The following is a 21,512-nucleotide window of genomic DNA, read 5'->3' as shown; positions in this document are numbered from 1 at the left end:
GTGCTCGCTTCTCAGTCGACGACGCTGGTGGGGCCGCTGGCGGAGGCCGGTCCGGGGCCACGCCCGGTGTGGTGGGCGAGGACGGCATCGTTGAGGTTCTCGAGGCCTTTGAGGACGTCGCCGAGCCGGCGGCGGCGCATGTTGGTGTCGATCGCCCGGTCCAGGTCGTCGATGCCGCCGGGGTTGTCGTAGTGGGCGAAGACCTCTTCGACGGGCAGGCCGCGCACGCGGAAAGGGCTGGTGGGCTGCCCGTCGAGGTTGAGCGACATGATGTAGTGGTACTTCGGCAGCGCGGTGATGGTCTCCGGTGAGACCTGACCGTTCCAGCGCCGGGCGACGAAGTCGGCCTCGTCGTGGTCGGCGGCGCATGTCGCCAGCAGCGACCGGTTCTGCAGCAGCGCCTGCCGGGTCACCGCACTGAGCCGCAAGGCCATCTGGGTCATGCCGGTCAGCCGGACTTCGTACTTGCGCAACTGCTCGCAGATCGCGGCCAAAAAGCCCTTGGAGGAGGCGTCCAGGGCGGTCAGCTCGTCGATCCACGCCCAGAACGTGGCCCGCTGCTCGCGCGGAGTGTCCTGGCGGGAGAGGCCGGCGCGGTGCAGGTCGTGGATGAGCAGGCAGGCGACCAGCGCGTCGGCCTCCGAACCGCTCGGGCAGACGAACACGACCTGGCTGGTGTCCATGGCCACGCGGACGTCGTAGCCGGAGGTGGGGTTGCCGAAGAAGGCCTGCAGGGCGGGGGACGTGTCGAGCCGGTCGATCGCGTAGGTGACGGTCGGCACCGCATCGGCGGCGACCCGGGGGAACGTCTTCTCCCAGTACTCCCGCGCGCTGGCGGGCAGGTGGGGCAGGAGCGCCTCGCGCCATTCCTCGTCGACGAGCCAGGTCCGGATCTGGAAGACCGTGGCCTGATTCGCAGGACAGCCGTCGGCGACGGCCTTGAGGTTGAGCAGGGCCAAGGCCTGGGCGGCCCGGGCCAGGATGGTGCGGGCGCGCGGAGCGTGGTCGCCCCAGTCCTGGGCGGCAGCGATCCCTTCGGTCACGGCTCGTACGACCTTTTGCACGTCCGAGGCGCGGCGGCGCTCCATCGACAGCGGGTTCCAGGAGACGACCAGCTGGTCCTCGTCGGCCTCGGCGAGGTTGATCTCCCACAGCCGGGAGGTGACGTGCGGGTGGGCCAGGTACGGCTTGGCCCTGGCCCACGCCTCGCCGTGCGGGTCCAGGAACCACACCCCGTAGCCGTTGTGCGCCAGTGCGATGGCCTGCACGAGGGCTTCCTCGGTCTTGCCATGCCCGGACTTGCCCAGCACTAGCGCGAACAGCAGGTCCTTCACGCGGGCGGCGCCGATGCGTTCACGGCCGTCGGGGTAGGTGACTGCGCCGAGCGGGACCAGGTCGCGCTGGCCGGTGTAGACGGGAAGGTTCGCCGGCGCGGGCGGAACGACACCGCCGGAGCGCACCACGCTGGAGGCGGTGCAGCTGCGCGTGGGCGGCTTCAGGAAGCCGCACAGCTCGGGGACGGTCATCCACTGCCGCCGGCGCGGGCGGAACTCGCCGCTGCGGAAGCGGCGGTCGAAGGAGGCGATCGCCCGGCGGGATCGGGGCCGTCGGGGCTTGAGATAGTTCTCGCCGGAGGTGGCTGCGAACACCGCCAGGAGCTGGTTCATGCGGGCACGCGCGGCCTGGGGGTGCGCGGCCCGGGTGCGCAGCAGCAGCTGGACGGCGAACACCGGCCCAGCGGAGGGCTCGAACTTGCCGATGCCGTCGCGCACGTCGGTCATGCGCGGCAGCCGGTCTCCGCGCCCGCTGTTGGAGGTGCGGCCGCCGGTCCAGGCCGCGCTCATCGACGCCATCAGCCCCGTTCCGCCGAGCGGACCGGTCAGCCGCTCGCCGTACGCGGACGGGCCGCGACGCCGGGCGGCCGCGAGCAGCCGGCGGCGCCGGCGGGCCAGCCGACGTTCGGGGACGGGGAGCAGGTCCAGGACGACGTCGGCACGTTCACCGTCATCGGTGCGCACACCGGACAGGGCGGTCGCGAGCTGCTGCAGCGGGTCGGGGTGCAGGCCGAGCGACGCCAGCGGCTTGTGGTCGGGCAGTGCGAGAACCAGCTCGGCGCGCTCGACGTAGCCGGAGGGGACGCTCTTGCGTGGTGCGATGGGGCCCGGCTTGGCCAGGTCGATGACCGCCGTCACGATCGGCTCCGGCGCGGGGCGGGCACGGAGAAGCGAACTGGTCGGACGTCGCTGCGGGAGCCGCCGGAGCGGATCTCGACCTCGGCGAAGCCCGGCATCGTCAGGACGGCCTGTGCGTAGGCGGGGCCCTCGAGGTAGCAGTGCATCCGGCCGTGCTCGGCGCTGTAGCGCAGGCGGGCCGCCCGCCCACGGGCCGGAACGTCACCGGCGGCGTAGCTGACGCGGCCCAGGTGCTGCGACCAGCGCCGCACCTCGCCTTCGCCGGGATCGAAGGTGCTGGTCGGCACCGTCTCGACACGGACCCGACCGGCCAGAGCGTCCCGGACACGCAGCGCGCGCCGCCAGGCGATCCCGCACATGGCAAGGAAGCCGGCCGCAACGGTCACGGCCATGTAGGGGGCGGCGGCAGCGATGTAGTGCGCTGCCTCGAGGAGCAGTCGTGCCCCGTCGGGGAGCTGGCCGTTCATGCCGACGCCTGGGCGATCGAACGCGGGCGAGTAGTGGACTTCATGGTGGCCTCCGGGATTGTCGCGGAACTTCGCCTTCACCCCGACCAAGTCCGGCCCGGGGGCCGGTTGTGACACCACCCCAGAGACTTTGCATTTCCTTTACGGTCGCCTGTTTCGTGGGTGATCTTTCCCCGGGAGCCGTGACCCGCGCCCGCTGCATACCGGTTGAACCCGGTATGAGGAGAGTGATCTGTCTGGCGGCCAGTGCCGTCCTGCTCGCCGCCGGTCCCGCCCATGCCAACGGCGGTGGCGACGACGGACCGGTTCACATCGGGGTGATCGGCAAGAAACTCAAGGTGGAGGAGGTCCGCGCGATCTTCGACGGCCACGAGGCCGGAGCCCGCGCCCGCGTCTCGCTGTGGAAGCACGGCGAGTGGGTCGCGGAAGTCCGAGGCTGGAAGTACACAGACGCCAAGGAAACCTACAACTACAAGTACGAATACACCTCCTGGGAGTTGCACAACCGGTCCTTCCCCAACCACAGCCAACTGTGCGTTGAGTTCGCCGGCCATCAACAGCTCGCCTGCGCCACCCTCCACAGCTGACAGCCACCAGCACTACCCGGGCGCTGCGGAGCGATTTCAAACAGGCTGCGCGGGGAGTCGGATATCGCGTTGTGACCGGCAGCAGCAGCGAGGATGCTGGGGCAGCGTGGAAGCAAATGCACGAGCCGCCTTGGCAGGGGCCGCACGCGGGCTGCTGCCGGTATCCGACCCGATACGGCGGCGCCGAGTCCGCATGGCCGCCCGCCGCCTGGTGGACTGCGACCCCTGGCCGGCGGACGATGAGACGACCGGCCCCGACGTCGCCAAGTTGGCACTGCTGCGGGTACTGCACCTGCAGGCAGAAGCCCACAGGACGGCCTCCGTCTCCGGCGAGGCCACTGTCTTGCTGGCGCGTTCCTCTGTGGAAGCGTGCCTGCTCGGCCTGTACGCGCTGGACGAGCCGGATGTCGTCGCCCAGTTGAAGGGCGCGTACATAAAGGCGATAGAGAGCTTGCTTGGCTATCTCATCGAGGACGGCCTTGTATCGAAGGACCTCGTGTCCCAGTCCGTGGCCGTGATGGGACCGGCCGGCAACGCGACCAGTGTGTGGAAGATGGCCCAGCGGATCGACGCCGCCATGAACAACACGCACGCCACGGGTCTCTACCACCGCTTCTACGGGCCGACCAGCACACTGTTTGTGCACGCCAACGCCCCATCACTGCTGCGACACGTACGCGCGGACAGTGGCCTGAACGGGCGGCCGTCGATGCCCTGGACGCGCCGCTCCGCCGTTCATATCAGCGACGGCTGCGTGGGGATCCTGGCATCGGCCATCGCTGCGCGCGAGGGCAAGCCCGTCACCGAATTCGACGAGTACACCAACGTGCACCTGACGTCCGCGTTCACACCGCTCGGAGCCATGGTCGCAAAGAACCTGTTCCGCTCCGTACGCCCCTCGCAGTTGCCCGCCCTGATCGTGGCCCTCAAGGAACTTCGCACGTACGTAAACTCGCCCCAGTCGACCAAGGACGCCCCCGAAGTCCGCGAGGCACGTATCCAGGCAGGCTTCGATCACTTGGTCCAGGTCCTCGGTTCCGGCCTGCCCGAAGAGGTCGTACGGCTGTTGCGTGAAGACTTCGTTGCCCAAATCCTGGACGCGGTCGCTGAGCGCACCGCCGAGCAGGCTGAGGGAACCGTGCCGACTGGTGCATGACGGAGCTCCGCCCGGGGCTTTGCCCCTCGCTTTCCCGGCGTACTCACCGCACATGGCCTCTCTCAAAGGGGCGTCACGCACGACTGTCCGAGCCCCGGCCTCACCGGCCGGGGCTCGGACAGTGGTCACACGATGCGCCGGATCGCAAGGATCGTCCCGTTCTCAGCAACCTTGGCCACGTCGACGACCCGGCCCGGGCGTGGGGCCTGGACGACAAGACCATCCCCGATCGCCATCGAGACGTGTTCCGGCCGGGAAGCGGATCCTTCGGTGAACACGAGATCACCGGGCTGGAGTTGACTGGCATCAGCGGGGACGGCGCTGCCCTCGTTGATCTGGGTGTAGGTGGTGCGGGAGATCTGGATGCCGGCAACGCCGTAGGCACGCTGAACGAGGGAGGAACAGTCGCAGCGGCCTGCGGGGTCGGTGCCGTGCGGGTTGGTGCAGTTCCCGCCCCACTGATAGGGGGTGCCGAGCTGCTGGAGGGCCCACTGGATGGCCGTTCGGGCGGCCGGCTTGGCGTTGGCCGGGATCTGGTAGCCGTCGGGCAGCTTGCCGGCTTTGATCGTCCCGTACTGCGTGCCGTCGGTCTGCGTGCAGTTGAGCGCGTAGGGGTTGCTGACCGCGCCGGTGGGACTGGTCACGGTGGCGCCCAGCGTGGGAGCGATTGCCTGCTGCAGAGCGGTCGCCAGCGGTTCGTGCTGGGCGTACGCGTCCGGTGTGCCGCTCTTCTGCACCTTCTGCGCGGCGACGGTGACCGGCATGCTCTCCCAGCCCTTCACCGACTTCAGGGCGTTGTAGAACTTCTTGCTCGCGTAGACAGGATTCATGATCTCCTCGCGGGTGCCCCATCCCTGGGAGGGGCGCTGCTGGAACAGTCCGACCGAATCGCGGTCGCCGTGGTCGAGGTTGCGCAGGGCCGACTCTTGCAGGGCAGTGGCCAACGCGATGACCTGGCCGCGGGCCGGGATCCCCAGCTGGATCCCGGTCGCCACGATGGTCTTTGCGTTGGGGAGCTGTTCCTTGGGGTCGGGTAAGCCGGACACCGTCACGTCGCCGCTGCCAGAGACGAGGGCGCTGACCTGCTGGGCGAGCTGGGCTGTGTCCACGTCCAGGCCGGCGCCGCCCGGGCTCTGGCAGAGCGTCTTGGCTGCGGCGGCCTGCGCCTGGGCTTCGGCGGCGCCGGTGACGTGGGCGGCGACGCCGCCCATGACGACCACGCCGAACAGACACAGCCCGGCGGCACCTCCGGCCAGCCACTTCGTGTAGCGGCTACTCATCGCCAGCGTCACCGGCCGCGCGGCGCCGCAGCTCGGCCTCCTCCAGCTCGGACAGGTAGGCCTCGTAGTCGTCGCGGGAGGCACGGTTGGGCTGCAGGTTGCGCCGCGGCGTGGGCGGCGTACGACGGATTCCACGGTCCAGGCGTCGTCGCAGCTGCTGCTGGCGCGGCGAGTTGGCCGACGGGACGGGCGGCTGGGGCCGGGCGGCGCTGCCGACACGGGCTCCGGCGGACCGCGCGGCCCGGGCACCAGGCCGGTGTGCGGGACGGGGCGGCGGACCCTGCCGCGGTGGCCGCGTAGGCCGGGGCGGAGCAGCAGGCCGGGGTGGCGCGGGGGCCGGCCTGGGTGGAGCCGCAGGCCCGTTCGTGGGCGCTGGCGCGGGGGGTGCACCGGGACCATGGGGGGCGGGCCGCCCAGCGGGGCGCGCTCTACGCGGCCGGGCGGCACCGTGCCGGCCGCGGCCGATTCTCGACAGCAACGCGGTCGCGCCCACCGAGGCCGGCATGGCGTAGGCGATCGCGGCCATCGGGTTGCCGGTGACCAGGGCGGCCGTGGCCAGGGTGCCGCGCACCAGGCCACGGGCTGCCCTCCGGCCCACCTGCGGTGACCTGGAGACCGGCGTGGCGGCGGGGGTGAAGATGCTGCCGTTGGTGCCGCCGATGCGGCCGCCGGACAGCTTGGCCTTGAGGTTGTTCGCGATCTGCTGGGTGCGGGCCTGCAGGGCTCTGCGCTTCCTGACCGCTGCAATGCACACGATGTCCACGCCGAGGAACCGAAGGGTCAACTCCCGGCCCCAGTCGGTTTGGACGGGGTCCAGGACGGCCCGGATGACGACGATGAACACTGCGAGCGAGGTGACCGCGACGAGCATCTGCGCCAGAGACCGCCACACGGAGGCGAACCAGTCCCACAAGAAGGCGCGGCCGATGCCGGGAATGGTGCCGGCGAGCAGGGCCGGTTCGCCGCGGATGGCGTCCCAGGCGATGCGGCACTGGGCGGTGAGGAAGCTGCCGGCGAGGCCGACGATGAGGACGGTCACGATGATCGCGGCGATGAGGAGGAAGACGCTGCCGCCGAGCTTGTCGAGGCTGGCCTTCTTCGCGGCGGTGACATCGCCCTTGACGCACTGTTTTTCGAAGTCCTCCATCGGGACGCCGCCGTAGTGGTTGATCGCCCACTTCATGGCCCACGACTCCTGCCAGCTGAGCCCGCTGGTCAGCACGTCACCGGGGGTGGGATCGATCAGGCCGTTGAACTGGTAGGCCTTCTTGGTGATCTTGTCGATCTGGCGGTCGTAGGCGAGCTGCTCGAGCCGCTTGTCGGTGTACAGGGCGGCGCACTTGCCGTCGAAGACCTGGCCGTACTGCAGCAGCATCGCGGGCTTGACGATGAACGCGTCAGTGAGCGCGTCGGTCAGGGGCCGCGACAGCGTGAACGACGTGGCCGGGGTGGTGACGTGGTTGTTGGCCCAGGGGGTAGTCGGGTCGGCATCGAGGATGACGTCGGCGACGTCGAGCGCGAATCCGCGGGTGACGGCGATCGCCCCGTTGTGGTCGTCCAACAGCGTCTGCGGTGGGGACGACAGCAGGGTGGTGGTCAGCGCCGCCAGGACGACGGACAGCGCGGCATCGCCCCAGCCTTTGGCCCTGTCCCCGAAGAAGATGCGGGCGGTGCAGATCAGCGCACACATCGCGAGGAACAGGCTGGGCAGCCCCATCTCCATGATCACGCGGGAGTGCAGGGAGTTCGCGACGGCCAGAGCCGGGGCGAGCAGAAGTTTGGCCAGCCCGAAGGACAGTGACCACAGGATCAGCCAGCAGGAGAACGCGATCCACCACTCGGTGAACATGAAGCAGCCCTCGGTGAGGAAGTCCATCAGACCGAGGTCCCAGCGCCAGAAGGAGCCGGTGTCCGACTTCACCGAGTAGACGCTGATCGGCAGGTTGTTGGAGTCGGTGACGTTGAAGACACCCAGCACGCCACCCTCGTTGGGCAGCTGCTTGCGTAGATCGTCGGCCTGGGCTTCCAGCAGCGCTTGCTGCGTCTGCTTCGACAGCGTCTCCTGCGCCTCCTCCATGAACTTCTGCGCCTGCTCGATCTCCGCCGGCGTCGGCGTGTTCAGCCCGCCAGTGTGAGGGGCGCTGGAGGTGGCGCTCGGCGACGGCGACGGGGAGGGGGCCGCGTGGGCGGGCAGTGAGGTGAGCAGGGTCAGGGTGGTGGCGGCGAGCGCGGCGAACAGCATCGCTATGCGCAGCCGGGCGCTGCCCAGCGTGTGCAGTCGGATCCGCCAGAGTCTGAGCGCGTTCATGCGGCGCTCCGGTAGTCGGTGGGTGTGGTGTGGATGGCGCGGGCTACGGGGGCGTCGAAGGGGATGAGGACCTTCATCAGCCCGATGCGTCCGGCCAGATCGCGGTAGAGGCATTCGCCGGCGCGGGCGATCCGTTCGTCCTCGGGCAGGTCGATCGGGGACAGGCCGGAGGTGACGAGGTCGATCAGGTCGGGGTCGGTGGAGTCGACGCCGAGGAAGTCCAGGCCGCGTACCGCCAGGGCGCGGGTGGTCTGCCGGAACATCAGCCGGTGCGGGATCAGCCCGCGGATGATCTGGCCCTTCTCGGAGCCGGCGGGTCCGATGTCGTCCGGGTCGTGGCTGGCGACGTAGGCGGCGGCGTTGTGCTTGCGGCCGTCGCGCATCAGCTCCAGCAGCAGTTCCAGGCCTTCGTCGCTCGAGGTGAGGTACCAGGTCTCGTCGAAGACGGCGACCGCGAACTCCTCTTTGGAGGCCATGGCGGTCTCGCGGGCCACCGCCGCGATGAGATACATGACGGCGCGGCCCAGCACCTTCTCGAACTCGAGGCGTTCGATGCGGTGCTCGGAGGCGAGTTCGGCCTTCTTGGGCAGCTGGAGGGAGTTGACGGCGAAGACGACGGCGTCGGCGCGCTGGGTGTCGACCACGGGCAGGGTGTCGTCGAACACGACGGCGGCGAGGTCCTTGCGGGCCACTGCCTTGAGCTTGCGGGACAGGTTGCGGGCCGCGACGTCGTCCTTGCCGCGCTCGACGAGCTCGTCGACGAGTTTGCGCATCGACGGCTCGGGACCTTCCAGGACGGCTTCGACGGCTTCGGACAGGGCGACACCCTCGAGGTCCATCGGCTTGACGCCGAGCAGCAGGGTCAGGAAGGACTCGCAGAACCGGGCGGCGATCTTCGGGCTGTTGGCGTTGAACAGCCGCAGCGGGTCCAGGGAGACCTCGGCCTGCTGGTCGATGCGGATGACCTGGGTGGTGCCCGGGCAGGCCTTCGCGAAGCGGACCCACTCTTCTTCCTTGGTGCGGTCCACGATGACCACGCGGCCGCGGGAGGTGGGCTTGCCGACCTGGTGGCCGCGGGCGAGGACGTTGTAAACGGCCGTCTTCAGTCCCACGGACTTGCCAGCGCCGAGTTCGCCGATGAACGCCATGGACGCGCTCGCGTTCTCTCTGGGACCGCGGGCGGGGTCGACGAGCACGGGGCGGGCGCCGCCGGAGGCGAGCTGCAGCCCGAACAGGCCGCCGCGATCGTCGCCGAGCGCGCTGCCGCACCAGGGCATGGCCAGGGCGAAGTCGTGCGCGAGGAGGGTCTGGGCGTAGCCGGTCATCACCCTCGGCGTGCGGCAGCCGGGCAGCATGGCCCGCCAGAGGTTGGCCTGCTCCCCCACCGGCCGGGCGAAGGTGTAGTCGGTGGCGCCGAAGTCGTGGGCGAGAGCGGCGGCGCGGTTTTGTACGTCGTCGGGGCTGGCTCCCCACACGGCGAGCGTGACCATCGCCTGGATCTCCACTTCCCGCTCCGAGGAGGAGATCCGTTCGCGGAACTCGTCGTTGTCGGCCTGGTTCTTGGCGATCGAGGCGGGCGGGCCCGCCGGGTCGCCCTCGTACTCGGCGGCCTGGGCCCGCAGATGCCGGGCGCGCCGGCGGCTCTTGGCTTCCGCCTTACGGCCCGGCGTGATGACCAGGCGGGCCGCCCAGTCCACCGGATACGCCAGGTCGTCCAGCTGCTGCAGGTAGGCGGCGCCGGGCAGAGCGAACGCCTCCGGCATCTCCGACAGAGCGAGCAGCCCCTGGTAGGAGTCGCCCCACTCGCTGGAGACCTGCAAGTACCGGCGCTGGAACGGGTTGCCCGGCACCGTGCGGCGGGTGTCGAAATCGGTGCCGCCTTCGGCGAGCAGGACCTCGCCCAGCGCGGCGACGGTGCGGCCGCGGCCGCGCACGGCCGGCTCGGTGCCGTCCGGCAAGAACGGCTCGGCCAGCCCTCGGCGCGCACTGTGCCCGTAGATCCACAGGATCTCGGCCTCCGTTGCCGGCCGCATCGTGACCCCGGTGGGCCAGCGGGCCTGCATCTGCTCGGCCTGCGCTGCCCGCTCGTTGATCTCCTCGAGGCTGATCGGGGCGGGCATCAGGCCCAGCGCCGTGGACATCTCCGCCCGCGCGGCGCGGAACGCAGCGGCGAGCATGTCCCTGTGGGAGGTGGCCGGCAGCGGCACGGCCAGCCAGTCGGTGCGCCCGGTCAGTTCCATCGCCTCGAGCTGGTCCAGGACGGCGTGGCCCAGCTGCTCGTAGCGCGGGCTGCGCGCGAGGTCGACGTCGGCGACCATCGCGCGGACGACGGCGATCGGGTCGACCTGCGGGCACAGGCTCAGCAGCATCGGCTCACCGGTCAATGACTTGAACAGCGACTCCAGTGCCTTCAGCCGGCGCTTCTTGGCGGCCTGGGGAGCGTGGGAGTAGTTGGCGGCCGCCACCCGCCACACCGCCCAGACGGTGCCGGACGTGGTGAAGATCAGGTTTTTGGCGATGTGCCGGATCGGCAGACGCATCAGTTCTCCATCAATCAATCTCGTGCCGTGCGGCGGGCGAGCAGGGCCTGCACCCCGGACGCCATCGGCGGCGGCACCGGGGCGGCTGCAGGCCGACGCGGCGCGGGGCCTGGGATCGGTCGGGCGGTGCGAGGGGTGCGGTTCGGCACCTGGTCGCGGGCCACCGGCGCGCCTTGGTCGGCGAGTTCGGGGTGGGCGAGGGTCACGCGGGGCGCGTCGTGTGCGGGCCGGGCCGGCTTAAAGGGCCGGCCGTGGAGGCGGCCCCAGCGCGGGGCGCCGAGCATCATCACGACGCTGGCGGCGGCCGCAGCGGGGTTACGGCCGTCGATGTGCAGGTGCCGCATGCCGAACGCCGCCCCGAACGGCACACCGATCAGGACGACGACGTCTCCCACGCCGTGCCCGCCCCAAACGGGCCGGGTCAGGATCAGCAGCCCGACCGAGATGACGATCGCGGCGAGCTGGGTGAGGGTGTACGGGCCGCCCGGCAGCCGGAGGTTGGGTCCGCCGTTGACGCTGCGGATCACGCCGTGGACCAGCGGCGCGCGGCGGGCCTTGGTGTAGCAGCGGCCGACCAGCTCCTCGTCGATCCCCTCGGCCGTGTTCACCGGTCACCTTGCAGGACCGTGCTGTTGCCACCGCCGTTGTTGTACTGGTTGATGGTGTCGCTGGTGACCTGAGCCGTGGTGCTGATGCTCAAGGACAGGCCGACCATGATCCCGGCGAAGATCGCCGCCATGATGGTCGGCCCGGGCGCCCGGGTCTTGAAGCCGACGGCGAGGATGAACACGCCGGCGAGCACGGGGATGCCCACCTTGAAGATCAAGGTCTTGATGTCGGCGCCGAAGCCGTTGCCGATGGTGATCCAGTCGGCGGCGAGGGTCACGGATTGCATGCTGTGCTCCTTCGGTCAGGGAGTGGGGGTGGGGCTGGAGACGGCCGGCTGCGCGGGAAAGGCCGGGGACGGGGCGCCGTCGAGGGCAGCGATCTCCCAGCGGCCGGCGCGGGCCTTGAGGGTGAGCGCGTAGGCGAGCGGGACGCGCACCGTGTCGTGACCGATGGCACGGACGGTGACGACCAGCCGGGTGCGGGTGCCGTCCTTGGGCACCGTCGTGGCCGGCTCCGACGACTGGCCCTGCTCGATCTGCATCTGGTCGACCGAGACGCTCCTGTACGGCGCCGGCGTGATCGCGGACAGGCGCGTGCCAGGAGCGAGATAGCGATCCAGGCCCTCCCCGGAGTTGGTCAGGTAGGCGGTGAGGAACGCGGCCACGGTCTGGATGCGCGGGTCCGACGGCGGGGCTGGCTGCACCGGCCCGTAGATCAGTTGAGGAGTTTTGATCCGCGGGGGTGCGGTGACCTCGGCCGGCATCGACAGCGCCACGTAGCCGGTCGCCCCTTGCCCGGCCGGGCCGACGGCGACGGGCACCTGGAAGTAGTGGACGCTGTCGGCGGCCGCCTCAGCGGCCGTGGGCTGTGAGTCGCCGGAGGCGTCGGCGGCCGTGGTCTTCTTCGCGGCCGGTGCGGTGTCGGAGACGATGCGGGTCGCGACGGTCACCGACCACACATCGGGGTCGGTCTGCCGCAGCCGTACAACGGTGAGCTGCTCACCGTGGCGCCGGTTCGGCTGGCCCTCGAGCTGCATGTCGGCGGCAGCCGGGTAGTACGCGGCGAGCTTGTCCTGGTCGCCCTCCCCCGCCCGCAGGTACTGCGCGACGAACAACGTGGCGAAGCCGGCCGCGCCCTGGGAGCCGGTGGCCGTCGGCGCGCTCGCCGTCACCGACGGCCGGGCCGGACCCGTAGCGGAAGCGCGGGCGAAGGCAGCGGCACCGAGGACGGGGCCGAGGACGATCAGACCCCAGGCCGCCCAGCGCAACACGGCGCTGCTGTTGGCGCGCGCACCGGTCGACCAGCCACCGATGTAGTCGGCGGGCTGCTCGTCGATGTCCCACTCTTCTTCCGCAGTCTCGACCAGCGTTGTCTTGGCGGGGCGGCGGGTGAATGTGTGCCTCATGCCGCGCCTCCGGTCGGCAGCAGGTTGTGGCCGGCCAGCTCAGCGATCCGGGTGCGCAGTTCGGCCTCCGGGCGGCGGCGCAGCGCCTCCAGCGACTCAAGGACCTGGGGGGCGTCGTCGGCCAGGAAGTGGCGCAGTCGGTCGTGGGTGGTGGTGTCGAAGGGGGTGGCGACGAGGGCGGCGCCCAGGCCGATCAGCAGCCGCTGGGCTCGGGTGACGCGCTCTTCGTCCTCGTCCAGCCGGGGCCTCGTACGGGCGGGCATGCAGGTCTCCGTCTCTGTCGAAAGTCGAGTGCGGGCGAGTTGGTCAGGCGGCCGGGCGCAGGCGGGACTTGAGCCGGTCGACGGCGCGGCTGCGCCGTCGCCTCCAGGCGGCGGCGGTGGTGCCGGCGCGGTGCGCGGCCTGCGCGTCGGGGACGGGGTTGGTGGTGTAGTGCCAGGCGATCGCCTGGCCGTCGGCGCGGCTGATCGAGCCGTGCTCCATCGCCTCCAGCACGAGCTCGAGGAGTTCCAGGCGTGCGCTGCTGACCTCTGCCTCGCAGGCGGCCGGCTCGGTGGTGAGGCCCGCGGCGTGCGCGGCGGCGCGGATCGCGGCGGCGTGGGCGCGCGCGGCCGGACCGGGTGTCGGGTCGGTGAGGTGCTCGGCGGCGGCCAGGTCCTCGCCGGCCGCTTCACGGTCGGCGGCGAGTTCACGGCAGACCCGGCTGAGCGTGTCCAGGGCGAGGTTCGCGGCGGGCCGGCCGGGGCGGGTGTGGATGCGGCCGGAGCGGGCGACCTCGAACAGGGCGGCGATCACCATGTGCCCGACGTCGTCCCACGTGCGTCCGCCGGTCCCGCGTACCTGGCCGCGCGTCATACGCACGGCGGCCGGGAGCATGGCCTGCACGATGATCCGCGCGGCGAGCGTGGCCGATCGGTCATGACCGGTTGCGCGGATCAGAAGGCTGCGCAGTACGGCATCGGTCAGCGCGTCGGACAGCATGCCGTGGCCGGGGCGCAGGGTGGCCAGGAGTTGCTCGGGGCCGAGAGTGCGTACCCAGGAATCGGTCACGGCGGCGACGTCGTCCGCGAGGTGATCGGTCATCAGCCAGTCGGTCACCGCGGCTCGTACGGACGCGTCCGCGCACAGCTCCGCCCACTCCGCGTCCAGGCGGGCGAAGATCCCGCGGGCGGTCGGGGTGGTGGTTGGCACATCGAGCACGGCACTGGCTCCTTTCGGATCTCGTGCCGTGAACTCTCCTCAGCGAGGCGTGCCCGAAGGCTTGCCCAAGCCCCCAAAAGAGCAGGTGAGAGGCTTGCCCATTTCAGAGCGGGTGAGGCATGCCCCGCTGGGCAAGCCGCCCCGCCAGGTGGGCAAGCCCGGGCGGCCGGGCCGACCAACTTCGGGCAAGCCCCTCCCCCACGCCGGGGCAAGCCACGTCATCGGCACGGCCGCCGGGCCGCGCGGGCACCGATCGGCGGCCGCGGTCGAGCACCCGCGAGGCGCCGGCGATGACCGATCCGAGGCCGCGGGGCCGTGACTGATGGAGGCGGGCAAGCCGCCGTCTCCGACGGGGAGCTGCGGGCCTCTGGGGCCGCCGGATCGGTCACGGCGGCCCATGACCGATCCGCGCCGATCGGTCATGACCGATGACCGGTCGACGTGCTATCGGTCATCGGTCACGCCGGTGGATCGGTCATGACCGATCCACCCCGGAGGCCATCGGTCACGGCCCACGCCGCGCTCCAGCCGGTCACGCTCGACCGGCTCGGATCGGTCATGGGAGACCATCACGTTCCCCCCGACGGGGGACGGCCCGGGTACATGCCGCGGGCCCGGACGCTGACGTCCGGGCCCAAAGCCTGCTGTGGGGTTGCGGCTCGCGCCGGCCGCGGGGTCAGTCGCTTCAGTCGCTGCGAACCGAGCGCAGGTGTGCGCGGCCGCGCTCGCGCCGCTGCTTCTCCAGGATCTCCTTGGCCTTGATGACGTCGCGCTGCCCCGTCTTGGGAGAGACCTGGTTACGGCGGGCGGCCTCGGCGCCGGACAGCTTCTTGCCCTCTGCCTCCGCCTCGATCAGCCACTGGACGACGCGCTCGACCCGCTGGTCCTCGGTCAGCTCACTCACTGGCGTCTCGGCGACCTGCTGCTCGGGAACGCGCGCGGTGGCTTCGCCCGTGTCCGTCACGGTCGCCTCCCAGGGCGTCGCATCCCCGTCCGCTCCGCCCGCTGCAGAACCAGTCGTGAAGTCGAGAGCAGTCTGCCGGGGCAGCCGGCCGCTGGCGGCGGACGTGTCAGCTGCGGACGCCACGGGCGCGGGCACCGGCTCGGCGACTGGCGCGGACGGGGATGGTGCAGCAGTCGGCGTGACCGATGGGGTGACCGACGGAGCATCGAAGTACGAAGGCGCGGTGACCGATGCGGGGTGACCGACAGGATCGGTCATGCCGGCGGGCGGGATGTCCGTGACCGACGGATCGGCCATCCACTCGCTTGGGTTCTCGACGCGGTGCCGCAGCTCTCTCACGACCGGCACGAGTTCCCTCTCGGCGATCGGGCCACCGTGCGACGGGTCGGTGATTCCGTAGCCGTCGGCGAGGAAGAGGGCGAACTGGCGGGCGGTGGGGAAGTCACCGTGGTGGTTGAGGTACTCGGCGTATGCCGTGGCGAAGCTGGAGTGCGAGTCCGCGGTCAGTCCCAGGACGGCTTCCTCGACCAGCTCTTCGGTAAGCGCCTCCGGCTGCGCGGCCACGGTCTCCTCGCCGGCCGTGGACGTGACCGGGCCTTCGTACCGGTGGTCCGAGGCTTCCTCGGTGGCCCTCCCGGCTTCCAGGGCCCGCTGATGTTCAGCGCTCGCGGGCGCGAGCGGCTTCGGATCGGCGGCCAGCGACAGGCCGGCAAGGACGGGCATGGGCTCGTCGATCCCGGCCGCCGCCAGCCCGGCCGGCGCCGTCTCCCCGAGCGGCACCCCGTAGCGGGCAAGCCGCAGCGGCATCAGCGACTCCACCGGCGCCTTCCGGCGCCACGCCCGGCCGAACCGGGAGCGCAGCCGTGCCTGGTAGACGAGCCGTTCCTGCTCGAGCCGGATGACCTGGTCGTAGGAGCGCAGCTCCCACAGCTTCATGCGGCGCCAGAGAAGGAAGGTGGGGCCAGGTGAGAGCAGCCAGCGGGTGAGGCGGACGCCCTCCATGTGCTTGTCGGCGGTGATGTCCGCGATGCGGCCAATCGCGTGGCGGGCCGCCTCGACGGCGACGACGAACAAGACCGGGATGACCGCGTGCATGCCCACACCCAGCGGGTCCGGCCAGGCGGCCGCGCCGTTGAAGGCGATCGTCGCCGCCGTCAGCAGCCAGGCCGTCTGCCGCAGCAGCGGGAAGGGGATGCGGATCCAGGTCAGCAGCAGGTCCAGGGCGAGCAGGACGCAGATGCCCGCGTCGATGCCGACCGGGAACACGTAGGAGAAGTTCCCGAACCCCTTCTTCAGGGCCAGCTCGCGGACGGCCGCGTATGAGCCGGCGAAGCCGATGCTGGCGATGATCAAGGCGCCGGTCACGACCACGCCGATGAGTACGCGGTGCATCCTGGTCAGCTGCGGTGGCGCGGCCACGTGCTCCTGCCCTCCTCCAGAGCCTCACTCCTGAACGGGCATCACACTCTCACGTGCGGCATCGTGAAGCAGCAGTTCGGTCGAGCGGAGCGTCCGATCGTCAACGAATAGTGATCATCTGCCCCGTTCGTGTCGGCTCGGTGTGGCCCAGTTCACTTAATTGATCTTGCTCTGTTTGCACCGGATCAACCCCGGCACGAGGGCGCGGCGTTGGCCTCGCCCCTGCTCGAGTGGACTCCCCAATTGGGGAGTCGGGCCGATGGCCCAGAGATCCCAAGGGGCGGGGTGTGCCAGGATGCCGTGTGCCGCGCCTCACCCGGGTGCGCACAAGTACGTACAAGGAGGCTTCTTCCGGTGCTGAGCGATGCCGTGGATGCCATCGAGCCACACGAGAACGCCGTCATGATCGGCACAGGCAAGGGTGGCGTCGGAAAGAGCACAATCGCCGCCCACAAGGCCGCCTGGCATGCCGCGCAAGGCCAGCGCACCCTCCTTATCTGTGTCACCAGCCAGGACGACGACGACCTGGGCATCGAGCGATACGACCGCGGACTGCGCCCCGACGGACCCTCGGTACTCAAGGGCGAAGGCCTCTACCGGGCGATCCATGACCGCACTGCCCTGCTGCCGGTCCGGGAAGTGCGTCCCAACCTCGACGTCGTGCCGGGCGGGCCGGCCGTCGGTGAACTCCTGACCCTGCTGACCGCACGCATGCCCATCGAAGGCATCCACGTCGTCGCCTCCCTCCACCGGGCGATCGCCCCCATCGCCCCCTGGTACGACCGCATCGTCATCGACAGCGCACCGGAACAGGACCCCCTCGAGCAGCTGGCGCTGACCGCGGCCCGATGGCTGTTCGTACCCACCCGCTCCGACGACTCCTCCATCGGCGGCATGCGGCGCATCGCCCGCAACTACAAACTCGTGCGCAGCCAGATCAACCCGCACCTCCAGGTCGCCGGGGCCTGCCTGTACGGGTCCAATCCGAGCGCCACGCAGCTCCATGAAGAGGTCCGCCGCGACGTGATGGAAGTACTCGGGGCTAGCACCCCGATGCTGTCGACGGTGGTCGGCTACCGCGAGATGCCGGCCGTCAACGCCCGTAAGAAGGGCCTGACCTTCGGCGAGTACGCGGCCCTGCTGCCCACAAGCGCGAAGAGCTACGACGTGGCGGCTGGCCGCGCCGCAAGGGCTGACGTGGTGCCGGAGTCCATCAGGCCGCTGGCTAAGGAGATGGACGAGCTCAACGTGGAGATCGACTCATACTGCAGGAGGACTGCCTGAGATGGGCGCGTTCGACGACGACCCGACCGACGCAACCCGGCCGAAGGGCCTGCTGGGCAACGGACTGCCCACAGTGCTTCAAGAGGCCACCGTCGTGGTGAAGGCCCCGGTCGGCACAACCCTCGAGTCCATCCCCGCCCCCCGCCCGCCCGCCGCTGAAGGCGAGCTCACCCCGGAAGAGGAGAAGACGTTCGAGGCCTGCAAGGCAGGCATGGACAATCTCCACAAAGCCTTCTGGATCGCGGGCAAGAGCCTCGAAACGATGGCGACCGGCAACCTTCACCGCAACTCCGGACACCCGAACTTCGCCGACTTTGTCTGGGTGCACTGGGAGATTTCCGAATCCCAGACCTACCGCCTGATGGACGAATGGCGCATCGGCGAGGCGCTGTCGCAGATGGGCTGGCACCCACGCGAGTCCCAGGTACGGAAGCTGGTGGACATCAAAAACGCCGCCGGCAACACAGCGGCCGTCGCCGTCTACGACGCGGTGGCCCGTACGGGGAAGCGCGTGACAGCGAGCCTGCTCGAAGACGTCGCCCGCCGCCTTCCTCCCCTGACCCCTGAATCAAGCCCGGTTGAAATCGGGCAGATGGTGCGGGGCCTCCTGGCTCCCCCACCGCCCGCGCCTGAACCGGCCACGGACAACGAGCCGGCCGGGGACACCGGCGGCACGCAGTCCGATCCAGCGGTCGTGAACGGCACCGAGGGGCCCGTGCACAACATCACGACGATCGGCGGCAACCCGGACTCCCCAATTGGGGAGTCCGGCGCACAGGCCAGTGATTCCAAGGGTTCCGCCGCAAAGTCGGCGGACATGGAGCGGCTGACCGAGACGCTCGCGCTGCTGCGCGAGGCGGAGCGCGGCATCAGTAAGCCGGCCGTGCGGCGCGCCCTCGAGGCGGAGCCGGCAGCCGCCGCCGCGCTGCTGGCCGAGATCGAGAGCAGCCTCAACAAGATCGGCAGGACGGTTGCGGTGCGCCGCCCCGAGTAGCTGCTGAAGACGCAAGGATGGGCGGGGCCGACAAGTGGCCCCGCCCATTCGCGTCTCTGCCTAGCGTGAGGTCCGCCGCCCAGGCAGGGGCGGAAGGAATGCGTCGAGTACGGCGTCGAGGAAGTCCGAGCGGTTGTCGAAGGCGTACGCGGCGGCGTACGCGTCGTACACCGCGAGTTCCTGCTGCGACGGGCGGAAGCTCTGCTGCACGCCGTGCTTGACTCCCCCACGGTCGACGCGACGGGCCGGCACCTCTCCGAACAGGCCGTCGGGATCGTGGTCCTCTTCGCTGACCGGCTGCTGGCGATGCCGTACGGCTTCACGCAGCTGCGGCCACAGGTTGTTCCGGTGGGCGTGTAGGAAGGCTCTTTTGACGACCACCGCGTTGGTGGGTTCCACGCCGGTCTCAACCTTCTGCGTCATCTGGTAGCGGCCGAAGCGCTCCCGTACCTGCGGCTGCACCATGATCGTGCATTGGGTGGGGAGGTTGCCTTCCCTGGCGGGCGTGGGCCCGATGTCGATCCGGCCGGCTGGAACGGCGTCCGAAGCGGGCACGGCGTCGATGGGGCTCGCCATGTGCGGAACGGCGGACGGCAGCACGGGTTCCGCTGCCGTCGGCGCAGCGGGCGCCCCCTCTCCCCCGGTATCGAGAGGCCTGGTCTTCTCGGAGGCGGAGAGCGGCGAGCGGGCGGTGGGCGCGAACGCGGCCAATGCCGCCGTGCTGTCGATGGCGAACGCGTCCAGAGCTGCGTCCTCGGGCAGTCCGCCCCGCAGCGCCGGTGTGTTCTCCGTGCCTACCTTGGTCTCGCCGGTCGTGGTGGTGTCCTTGGTCATCGCCGTGCCTTTCGGTTCGCGTCAGCCTGGTCGAGTTCCGCCTTCGCCTGCAGGACCTCCAGAGCCAGCGACCGGTAGTCGCCGGCCAGCGCCTTCATCGAGCGTCTGAGCGCGGGGTCCAGGTCGGGACTCGCGGCGAGCTCCTGCGGCACCTGCCCGTGGGTACGGCAGGCGACGGCAGCGGCTTCGACATGGCGGATGGTCTGCTCCATGACCCCGGCCGCACCGTTGAGATCGTGGGCGAGCTGATCCCTGATTTTCTGCTGGACTCTGGTGGCCGCCGACGCCGTCGCGAACAGCACCACGCCCAGCAGCCGCAGCTGCGGGTTTAGACGCATGGCTACGGCGAACCGGCGAGCCACGGTCCTTAGCCCCTTTCGAGACGAGGGGTCGGACCGGGTGGGGACCAAGGCCATGTCGCCGGCGACGAGCGCCTGCAGTTGCAAGGGTTCGGACCCGGGGGCGACATCGAGGACGATGACGTCGTAGAGGTGGCGGACGGCGTCGATGGCCGACGCGTACATCCCCATCCAGGCGAGCTGATCCTCTGGGTCGTCACTGGTCGCGGCGACGCGCCGCTGGCAATACAGCTCCTCGATCACATCCTGCAGCGCACTTCCGCCGGGAACCACGTACAGGTTGGGCCGCGCCTCGCCGGTCGGGGTGAGGGGCTTGCCCTCGAGGATGGCGGCGGCCTGGGCCTGGCCGTCGTCTGCGAGTTCGGTGCCGGTGGTGCCGAGGTCCTCGCAGTGGTTGCCCTGTTCGTCGATCTCGATGAGCAGGACCTGCAGCCCGGTCTTGGCGAGGGCGGCGGCGATGGCTGCGGCCAGGCTGCTCTTACCGACCCCGCCCTTGCCGTTGATGATGACGATGACCTTGCGGTCGTGGACGCCCTCGCTCATCAGCTGCAGCCGTCTACGCAGTGCGGCTTTGACGCAGCTGAGGTCGACGACGCCGAGCCTCACGGTACGCAGAGGCACAAACATCACATCCCGTCAATTTACGGACATCGTGTGATGATCGAAGATAAGGAGAACGGCGCGGACACCCGGTACGACACACAGGCACACCACAACCCGCTGGCCCTCCTTCATCTGTTCGGCGCTGCTGAGTGCCAGACCAAGCCGCACCGCCATAGACACGAGAGTCGACGACCCGCCTAGCCAGCCGACTAGCGAGGCCCCTAGCGCACCGGCTACCGCGCTACCAGCCAGCGCAGAAGCGGCAATCGACGTGCTGCTGGCAGCGGTGCCGCCGACTCCCCAATTGGGGAGTCGCGCCCGCTGCCCTTGTGCCACAAGGGCAGCGGCCGACAATACCCGTGTCCTGCCTCGTGGAAGCCGAGGCCTCAATGCCTCAGCTCGCCTGAGACACGCTGGCCACCGAGGCGACCGCCACCCGTTGATCGGCCGTAGACGGCGGCCTTGCAGCGCCCTCGGGCCGGGGTCAGGAAAGGTCGGCTTCCGATGCGGCCAGGACTACTTCACGCGTACGGGCAGAAGCTGGGTGTTCTCGAGGCCGAGCTCCGCGAGGGCCTGGTCGATGCTGGGGCGCAGGGGGTCGCCCTCGATAAGGGGACTTACGACGGTGGCGGCCTGGAGCAGAGCCAGGGTCAGTTGAATGACGTCGGCGTGACCAAGTTCTGCCGCATCCTGCCTGATCTGCAGGGTGCCGTCGTCCATCTGCTCTACGTACGCGCTGGCGGTGGAGATGGTGGTGTGCGACAGCGAGGACAGGTGCGAGTACACCGGGTAGACCTCGGCAACGTCGTACCGGTCGAGCATGTCGTAGAAGTTCTTCAGCTCGTGCTTGAGCTTGTCGTGGAGTGCCTGCTCTGCGGCAGTACGGGCGGGCGGTGCAGGCTGCTGCGCGGCGGCCTGTTCCAGCGCGGCCCGGAACTCGGCGGCCTGGGGCCAGCCGGTCTCTTCCAGCTTCTTGCACAGCTTCTCGCGTTCCTCGTCCCCGCGGGCGACGAGGGCATCTACGGCGGCATCGCCATTGTCCGCGAGCCAGTGGATGGCGTACGCGTGGTTCAGGATGTTCCGGACCAGAGGGGCAACCTCGACTGTGAAGCCCTGCTCGGTGAGCAGCAGGACTGCCTCGGCGGTGCGACAGATGAGGCGCCACCAGCTGTAGACCGGGCCGAACACTCGCACCTTGGCCAGGGGGACGCTGACGCCGTCCACGATGGCGTCCTCGGCGGCTTTGAGTAGATCAGCGGCCGTCGCGCGGGCCAGGTCGGCAGTCTTCTGGTCGTTCCTCAGCTTCGACAT

At 70.1% G+C, this 21,512-nt stretch carries 18 protein-coding genes; 4 read left to right on the top strand and 14 right to left on the bottom strand.

The annotated features are described in order from the left end of the window. Positions 1-11: 11 nt before the first annotated feature. Together ACZ60X_RS36650 and ACZ60X_RS36645 are read right to left on the bottom strand one after the other, a co-directional pair. Complete coding sequence (locus ACZ60X_RS36650; protein ID WP_469608200.1) at positions 12-2,192, bottom strand: type IV secretory system conjugative DNA transfer family protein; 2,181 nt, start codon at positions 2,190-2,192, stop codon at positions 12-14. Next, a complete protein-coding gene (locus ACZ60X_RS36645; protein WP_469608198.1) occupies positions 2,189-2,659 on the bottom strand; it encodes a hypothetical protein in 471 nt (156 codons plus the stop codon). The genes ACZ60X_RS36650 and ACZ60X_RS36645 overlap by 4 nt, the downstream gene beginning before the upstream one ends. Positions 2,660-2,877: 218 nt before the next feature. On the opposite strand from ACZ60X_RS36645, the gene ACZ60X_RS36640 reads away from it, so the two are divergent. Beyond that, positions 2,878-3,246, top strand: coding sequence for a hypothetical protein (locus tag ACZ60X_RS36640; RefSeq protein ID WP_469608196.1), 369 nt, complete (start codon positions 2,878-2,880; stop codon positions 3,244-3,246). A gap of 106 nt (positions 3,247-3,352) precedes the next feature. Next, a complete protein-coding gene (locus ACZ60X_RS36635) occupies positions 3,353-4,402 on the top strand; it encodes a hypothetical protein (protein ID WP_469608192.1) in 1,050 nt (349 codons plus the stop codon). Positions 4,403-4,527: 125 nt separating this feature from the next. Here ACZ60X_RS36635 and ACZ60X_RS36630 read toward each other — a convergent pair whose 3' ends face one another. The 9 genes from ACZ60X_RS36630 to ACZ60X_RS36590 form a co-directional block, all read right to left on the bottom strand. After that, positions 4,528-5,682 carry a C40 family peptidase gene (locus tag ACZ60X_RS36630; protein WP_469608189.1) on the bottom strand — a complete coding sequence of 385 codons (1,155 nt, stop codon included), beginning with the start codon at positions 5,680-5,682 and terminating at the stop codon, positions 4,528-4,530. Beyond that, entirely contained in the window at positions 5,675-7,990 is a 2,316-nt protein-coding gene (locus ACZ60X_RS36625) for a hypothetical protein (protein WP_469608186.1), read from the bottom strand. The genes ACZ60X_RS36630 and ACZ60X_RS36625 overlap by 8 nt, the downstream gene beginning before the upstream one ends. Beyond that, positions 7,987-10,530, bottom strand: coding sequence for an ATP-binding protein (locus ACZ60X_RS36620; RefSeq protein ID WP_469608184.1), 2,544 nt, complete (start codon positions 10,528-10,530; stop codon positions 7,987-7,989). Before ACZ60X_RS36620 ends, ACZ60X_RS36625 begins: the two co-directional genes overlap by 4 nt. A 14-nt stretch (positions 10,531-10,544) precedes the next feature. Continuing rightward, the gene (locus ACZ60X_RS36615) at positions 10,545-11,138 is read right to left on the bottom strand and encodes a hypothetical protein (RefSeq protein WP_469608180.1); all 594 of its coding nucleotides are present in this window, start codon (positions 11,136-11,138) and stop codon (positions 10,545-10,547) included. Then, positions 11,135-11,425 (bottom strand): hypothetical protein, encoded by a 291-nt coding sequence (locus tag ACZ60X_RS36610; RefSeq protein WP_469608178.1) that lies wholly within the window; start codon positions 11,423-11,425, stop codon positions 11,135-11,137. The genes ACZ60X_RS36615 and ACZ60X_RS36610 overlap by 4 nt, the downstream gene beginning before the upstream one ends. A 15-nt stretch (positions 11,426-11,440) precedes the next feature. Beyond that, the gene (locus ACZ60X_RS36605) at positions 11,441-12,544 is read right to left on the bottom strand and encodes a conjugal transfer protein (protein WP_469608176.1); all 1,104 of its coding nucleotides are present in this window, start codon (positions 12,542-12,544) and stop codon (positions 11,441-11,443) included. After that, positions 12,541-12,807 carry a hypothetical protein gene (locus tag ACZ60X_RS36600; protein WP_469608173.1) on the bottom strand — a complete coding sequence of 89 codons (267 nt, stop codon included), beginning with the start codon at positions 12,805-12,807 and terminating at the stop codon, positions 12,541-12,543. The genes ACZ60X_RS36605 and ACZ60X_RS36600 overlap by 4 nt, the downstream gene beginning before the upstream one ends. Before the next feature lie 43 nt (positions 12,808-12,850). After that, the gene (locus ACZ60X_RS36595; protein ID WP_469608170.1) at positions 12,851-13,744 is read right to left on the bottom strand and encodes a hypothetical protein; all 894 of its coding nucleotides are present in this window, start codon (positions 13,742-13,744) and stop codon (positions 12,851-12,853) included. Between the two features lie 685 nt (positions 13,745-14,429). Next, positions 14,430-16,100: a DUF2637 domain-containing protein gene (locus ACZ60X_RS36590; RefSeq protein WP_469608255.1), complete on the bottom strand. Its 1,671-nt coding sequence runs from the start codon at positions 16,098-16,100 to the stop codon at positions 14,430-14,432. Between the two features lie 381 nt (positions 16,101-16,481). Between ACZ60X_RS36590 and ACZ60X_RS36585 the strand changes: the two genes are divergently transcribed. Together ACZ60X_RS36585 and ACZ60X_RS36580 are read left to right on the top strand one after the other, a co-directional pair. Next, positions 16,482-17,411, top strand: a complete 930-nt coding sequence (locus ACZ60X_RS36585) for a ParA family protein (RefSeq protein ID WP_469608167.1) — start codon at positions 16,482-16,484, stop codon at positions 17,409-17,411. Between the two features lies 1 nt (position 17,412). Then, positions 17,413-18,405 carry a hypothetical protein gene (locus ACZ60X_RS36580; protein ID WP_469608164.1) on the top strand — a complete coding sequence of 331 codons (993 nt, stop codon included), beginning with the start codon at positions 17,413-17,415 and terminating at the stop codon, positions 18,403-18,405. A gap of 60 nt (positions 18,406-18,465) precedes the next feature. On the opposite strand, the gene ACZ60X_RS36575 is transcribed toward ACZ60X_RS36580, so the two are convergent. The 3 genes from ACZ60X_RS36575 to ACZ60X_RS36565 all read right to left on the bottom strand — a co-directional run bounded on the left by ACZ60X_RS36575 (position 18,466) and on the right by ACZ60X_RS36565 (position 21,512). Next, positions 18,466-19,239: a hypothetical protein gene (locus ACZ60X_RS36575; protein WP_469608162.1), complete on the bottom strand. Its 774-nt coding sequence runs from the start codon at positions 19,237-19,239 to the stop codon at positions 18,466-18,468. Beyond that, positions 19,236-20,204, bottom strand: coding sequence for a ParA family protein (locus ACZ60X_RS36570; protein WP_469608159.1), 969 nt, complete (start codon positions 20,202-20,204; stop codon positions 19,236-19,238). The genes ACZ60X_RS36575 and ACZ60X_RS36570 overlap by 4 nt, the downstream gene beginning before the upstream one ends. Positions 20,205-20,717: 513 nt before the next feature. After that, positions 20,718-21,512, bottom strand: a complete 795-nt coding sequence (locus ACZ60X_RS36565) for a DUF5677 domain-containing protein (RefSeq protein ID WP_469608156.1) — start codon at positions 21,510-21,512, stop codon at positions 20,718-20,720.

The organism is Streptomyces sp. NPDC104106, from assembly GCF_055584345.1.
The sequence above is the reverse complement of the archived record's forward strand: the minus strand, read 5'-3'. Positions and strand labels throughout refer to the sequence as shown.

Bases quoted from the DNA above. Each gene is read 5' to 3' on its own strand.
- ACZ60X_RS36625 (WP_469608186.1), bottom strand. From the start codon at position 7,990: ATGAACGCGCTCAGACTCTGGCGGATCCGACTGCACACGCTGGGCAGC.
- ACZ60X_RS36630 (WP_469608189.1), bottom strand. From the start codon at position 5,682: ATGAGTAGCCGCTACACGAAGTGGCTGGCCGGAGGTGCCGCCGGGCTG.
- ACZ60X_RS36580 (WP_469608164.1), top strand. From the start codon at position 17,413: ATGGGCGCGTTCGACGACGACCCGACCGACGCAACCCGGCCGAAGGGC.
- ACZ60X_RS36590 (WP_469608255.1), bottom strand. From the start codon at position 16,100: ATGCACCGCGTACTCATCGGCGTGGTCGTGACCGGCGCCTTGATCATC.
- ACZ60X_RS36645 (WP_469608198.1), bottom strand. From the start codon at position 2,659: ATGAACGGCCAGCTCCCCGACGGGGCACGACTGCTCCTCGAGGCAGCG.
- ACZ60X_RS36565 (WP_469608156.1), bottom strand. From the start codon at position 21,512: ATGTCGAAGCTGAGGAACGACCAGAAGACTGCCGACCTGGCCCGCGCG.
- ACZ60X_RS36600 (WP_469608173.1), bottom strand. From the start codon at position 12,807: ATGCCCGCCCGTACGAGGCCCCGGCTGGACGAGGACGAAGAGCGCGTC.
- ACZ60X_RS36620 (WP_469608184.1), bottom strand. From the start codon at position 10,530: ATGCGTCTGCCGATCCGGCACATCGCCAAAAACCTGATCTTCACCACG.
- ACZ60X_RS36575 (WP_469608162.1), bottom strand. From the start codon at position 19,239: ATGACCAAGGACACCACCACGACCGGCGAGACCAAGGTAGGCACGGAG.
- ACZ60X_RS36640 (WP_469608196.1), top strand. From the start codon at position 2,878: ATGAGGAGAGTGATCTGTCTGGCGGCCAGTGCCGTCCTGCTCGCCGCC.
- ACZ60X_RS36605 (WP_469608176.1), bottom strand. From the start codon at position 12,544: ATGAGGCACACATTCACCCGCCGCCCCGCCAAGACAACGCTGGTCGAG.
- ACZ60X_RS36610 (WP_469608178.1), bottom strand. From the start codon at position 11,425: ATGCAATCCGTGACCCTCGCCGCCGACTGGATCACCATCGGCAACGGC.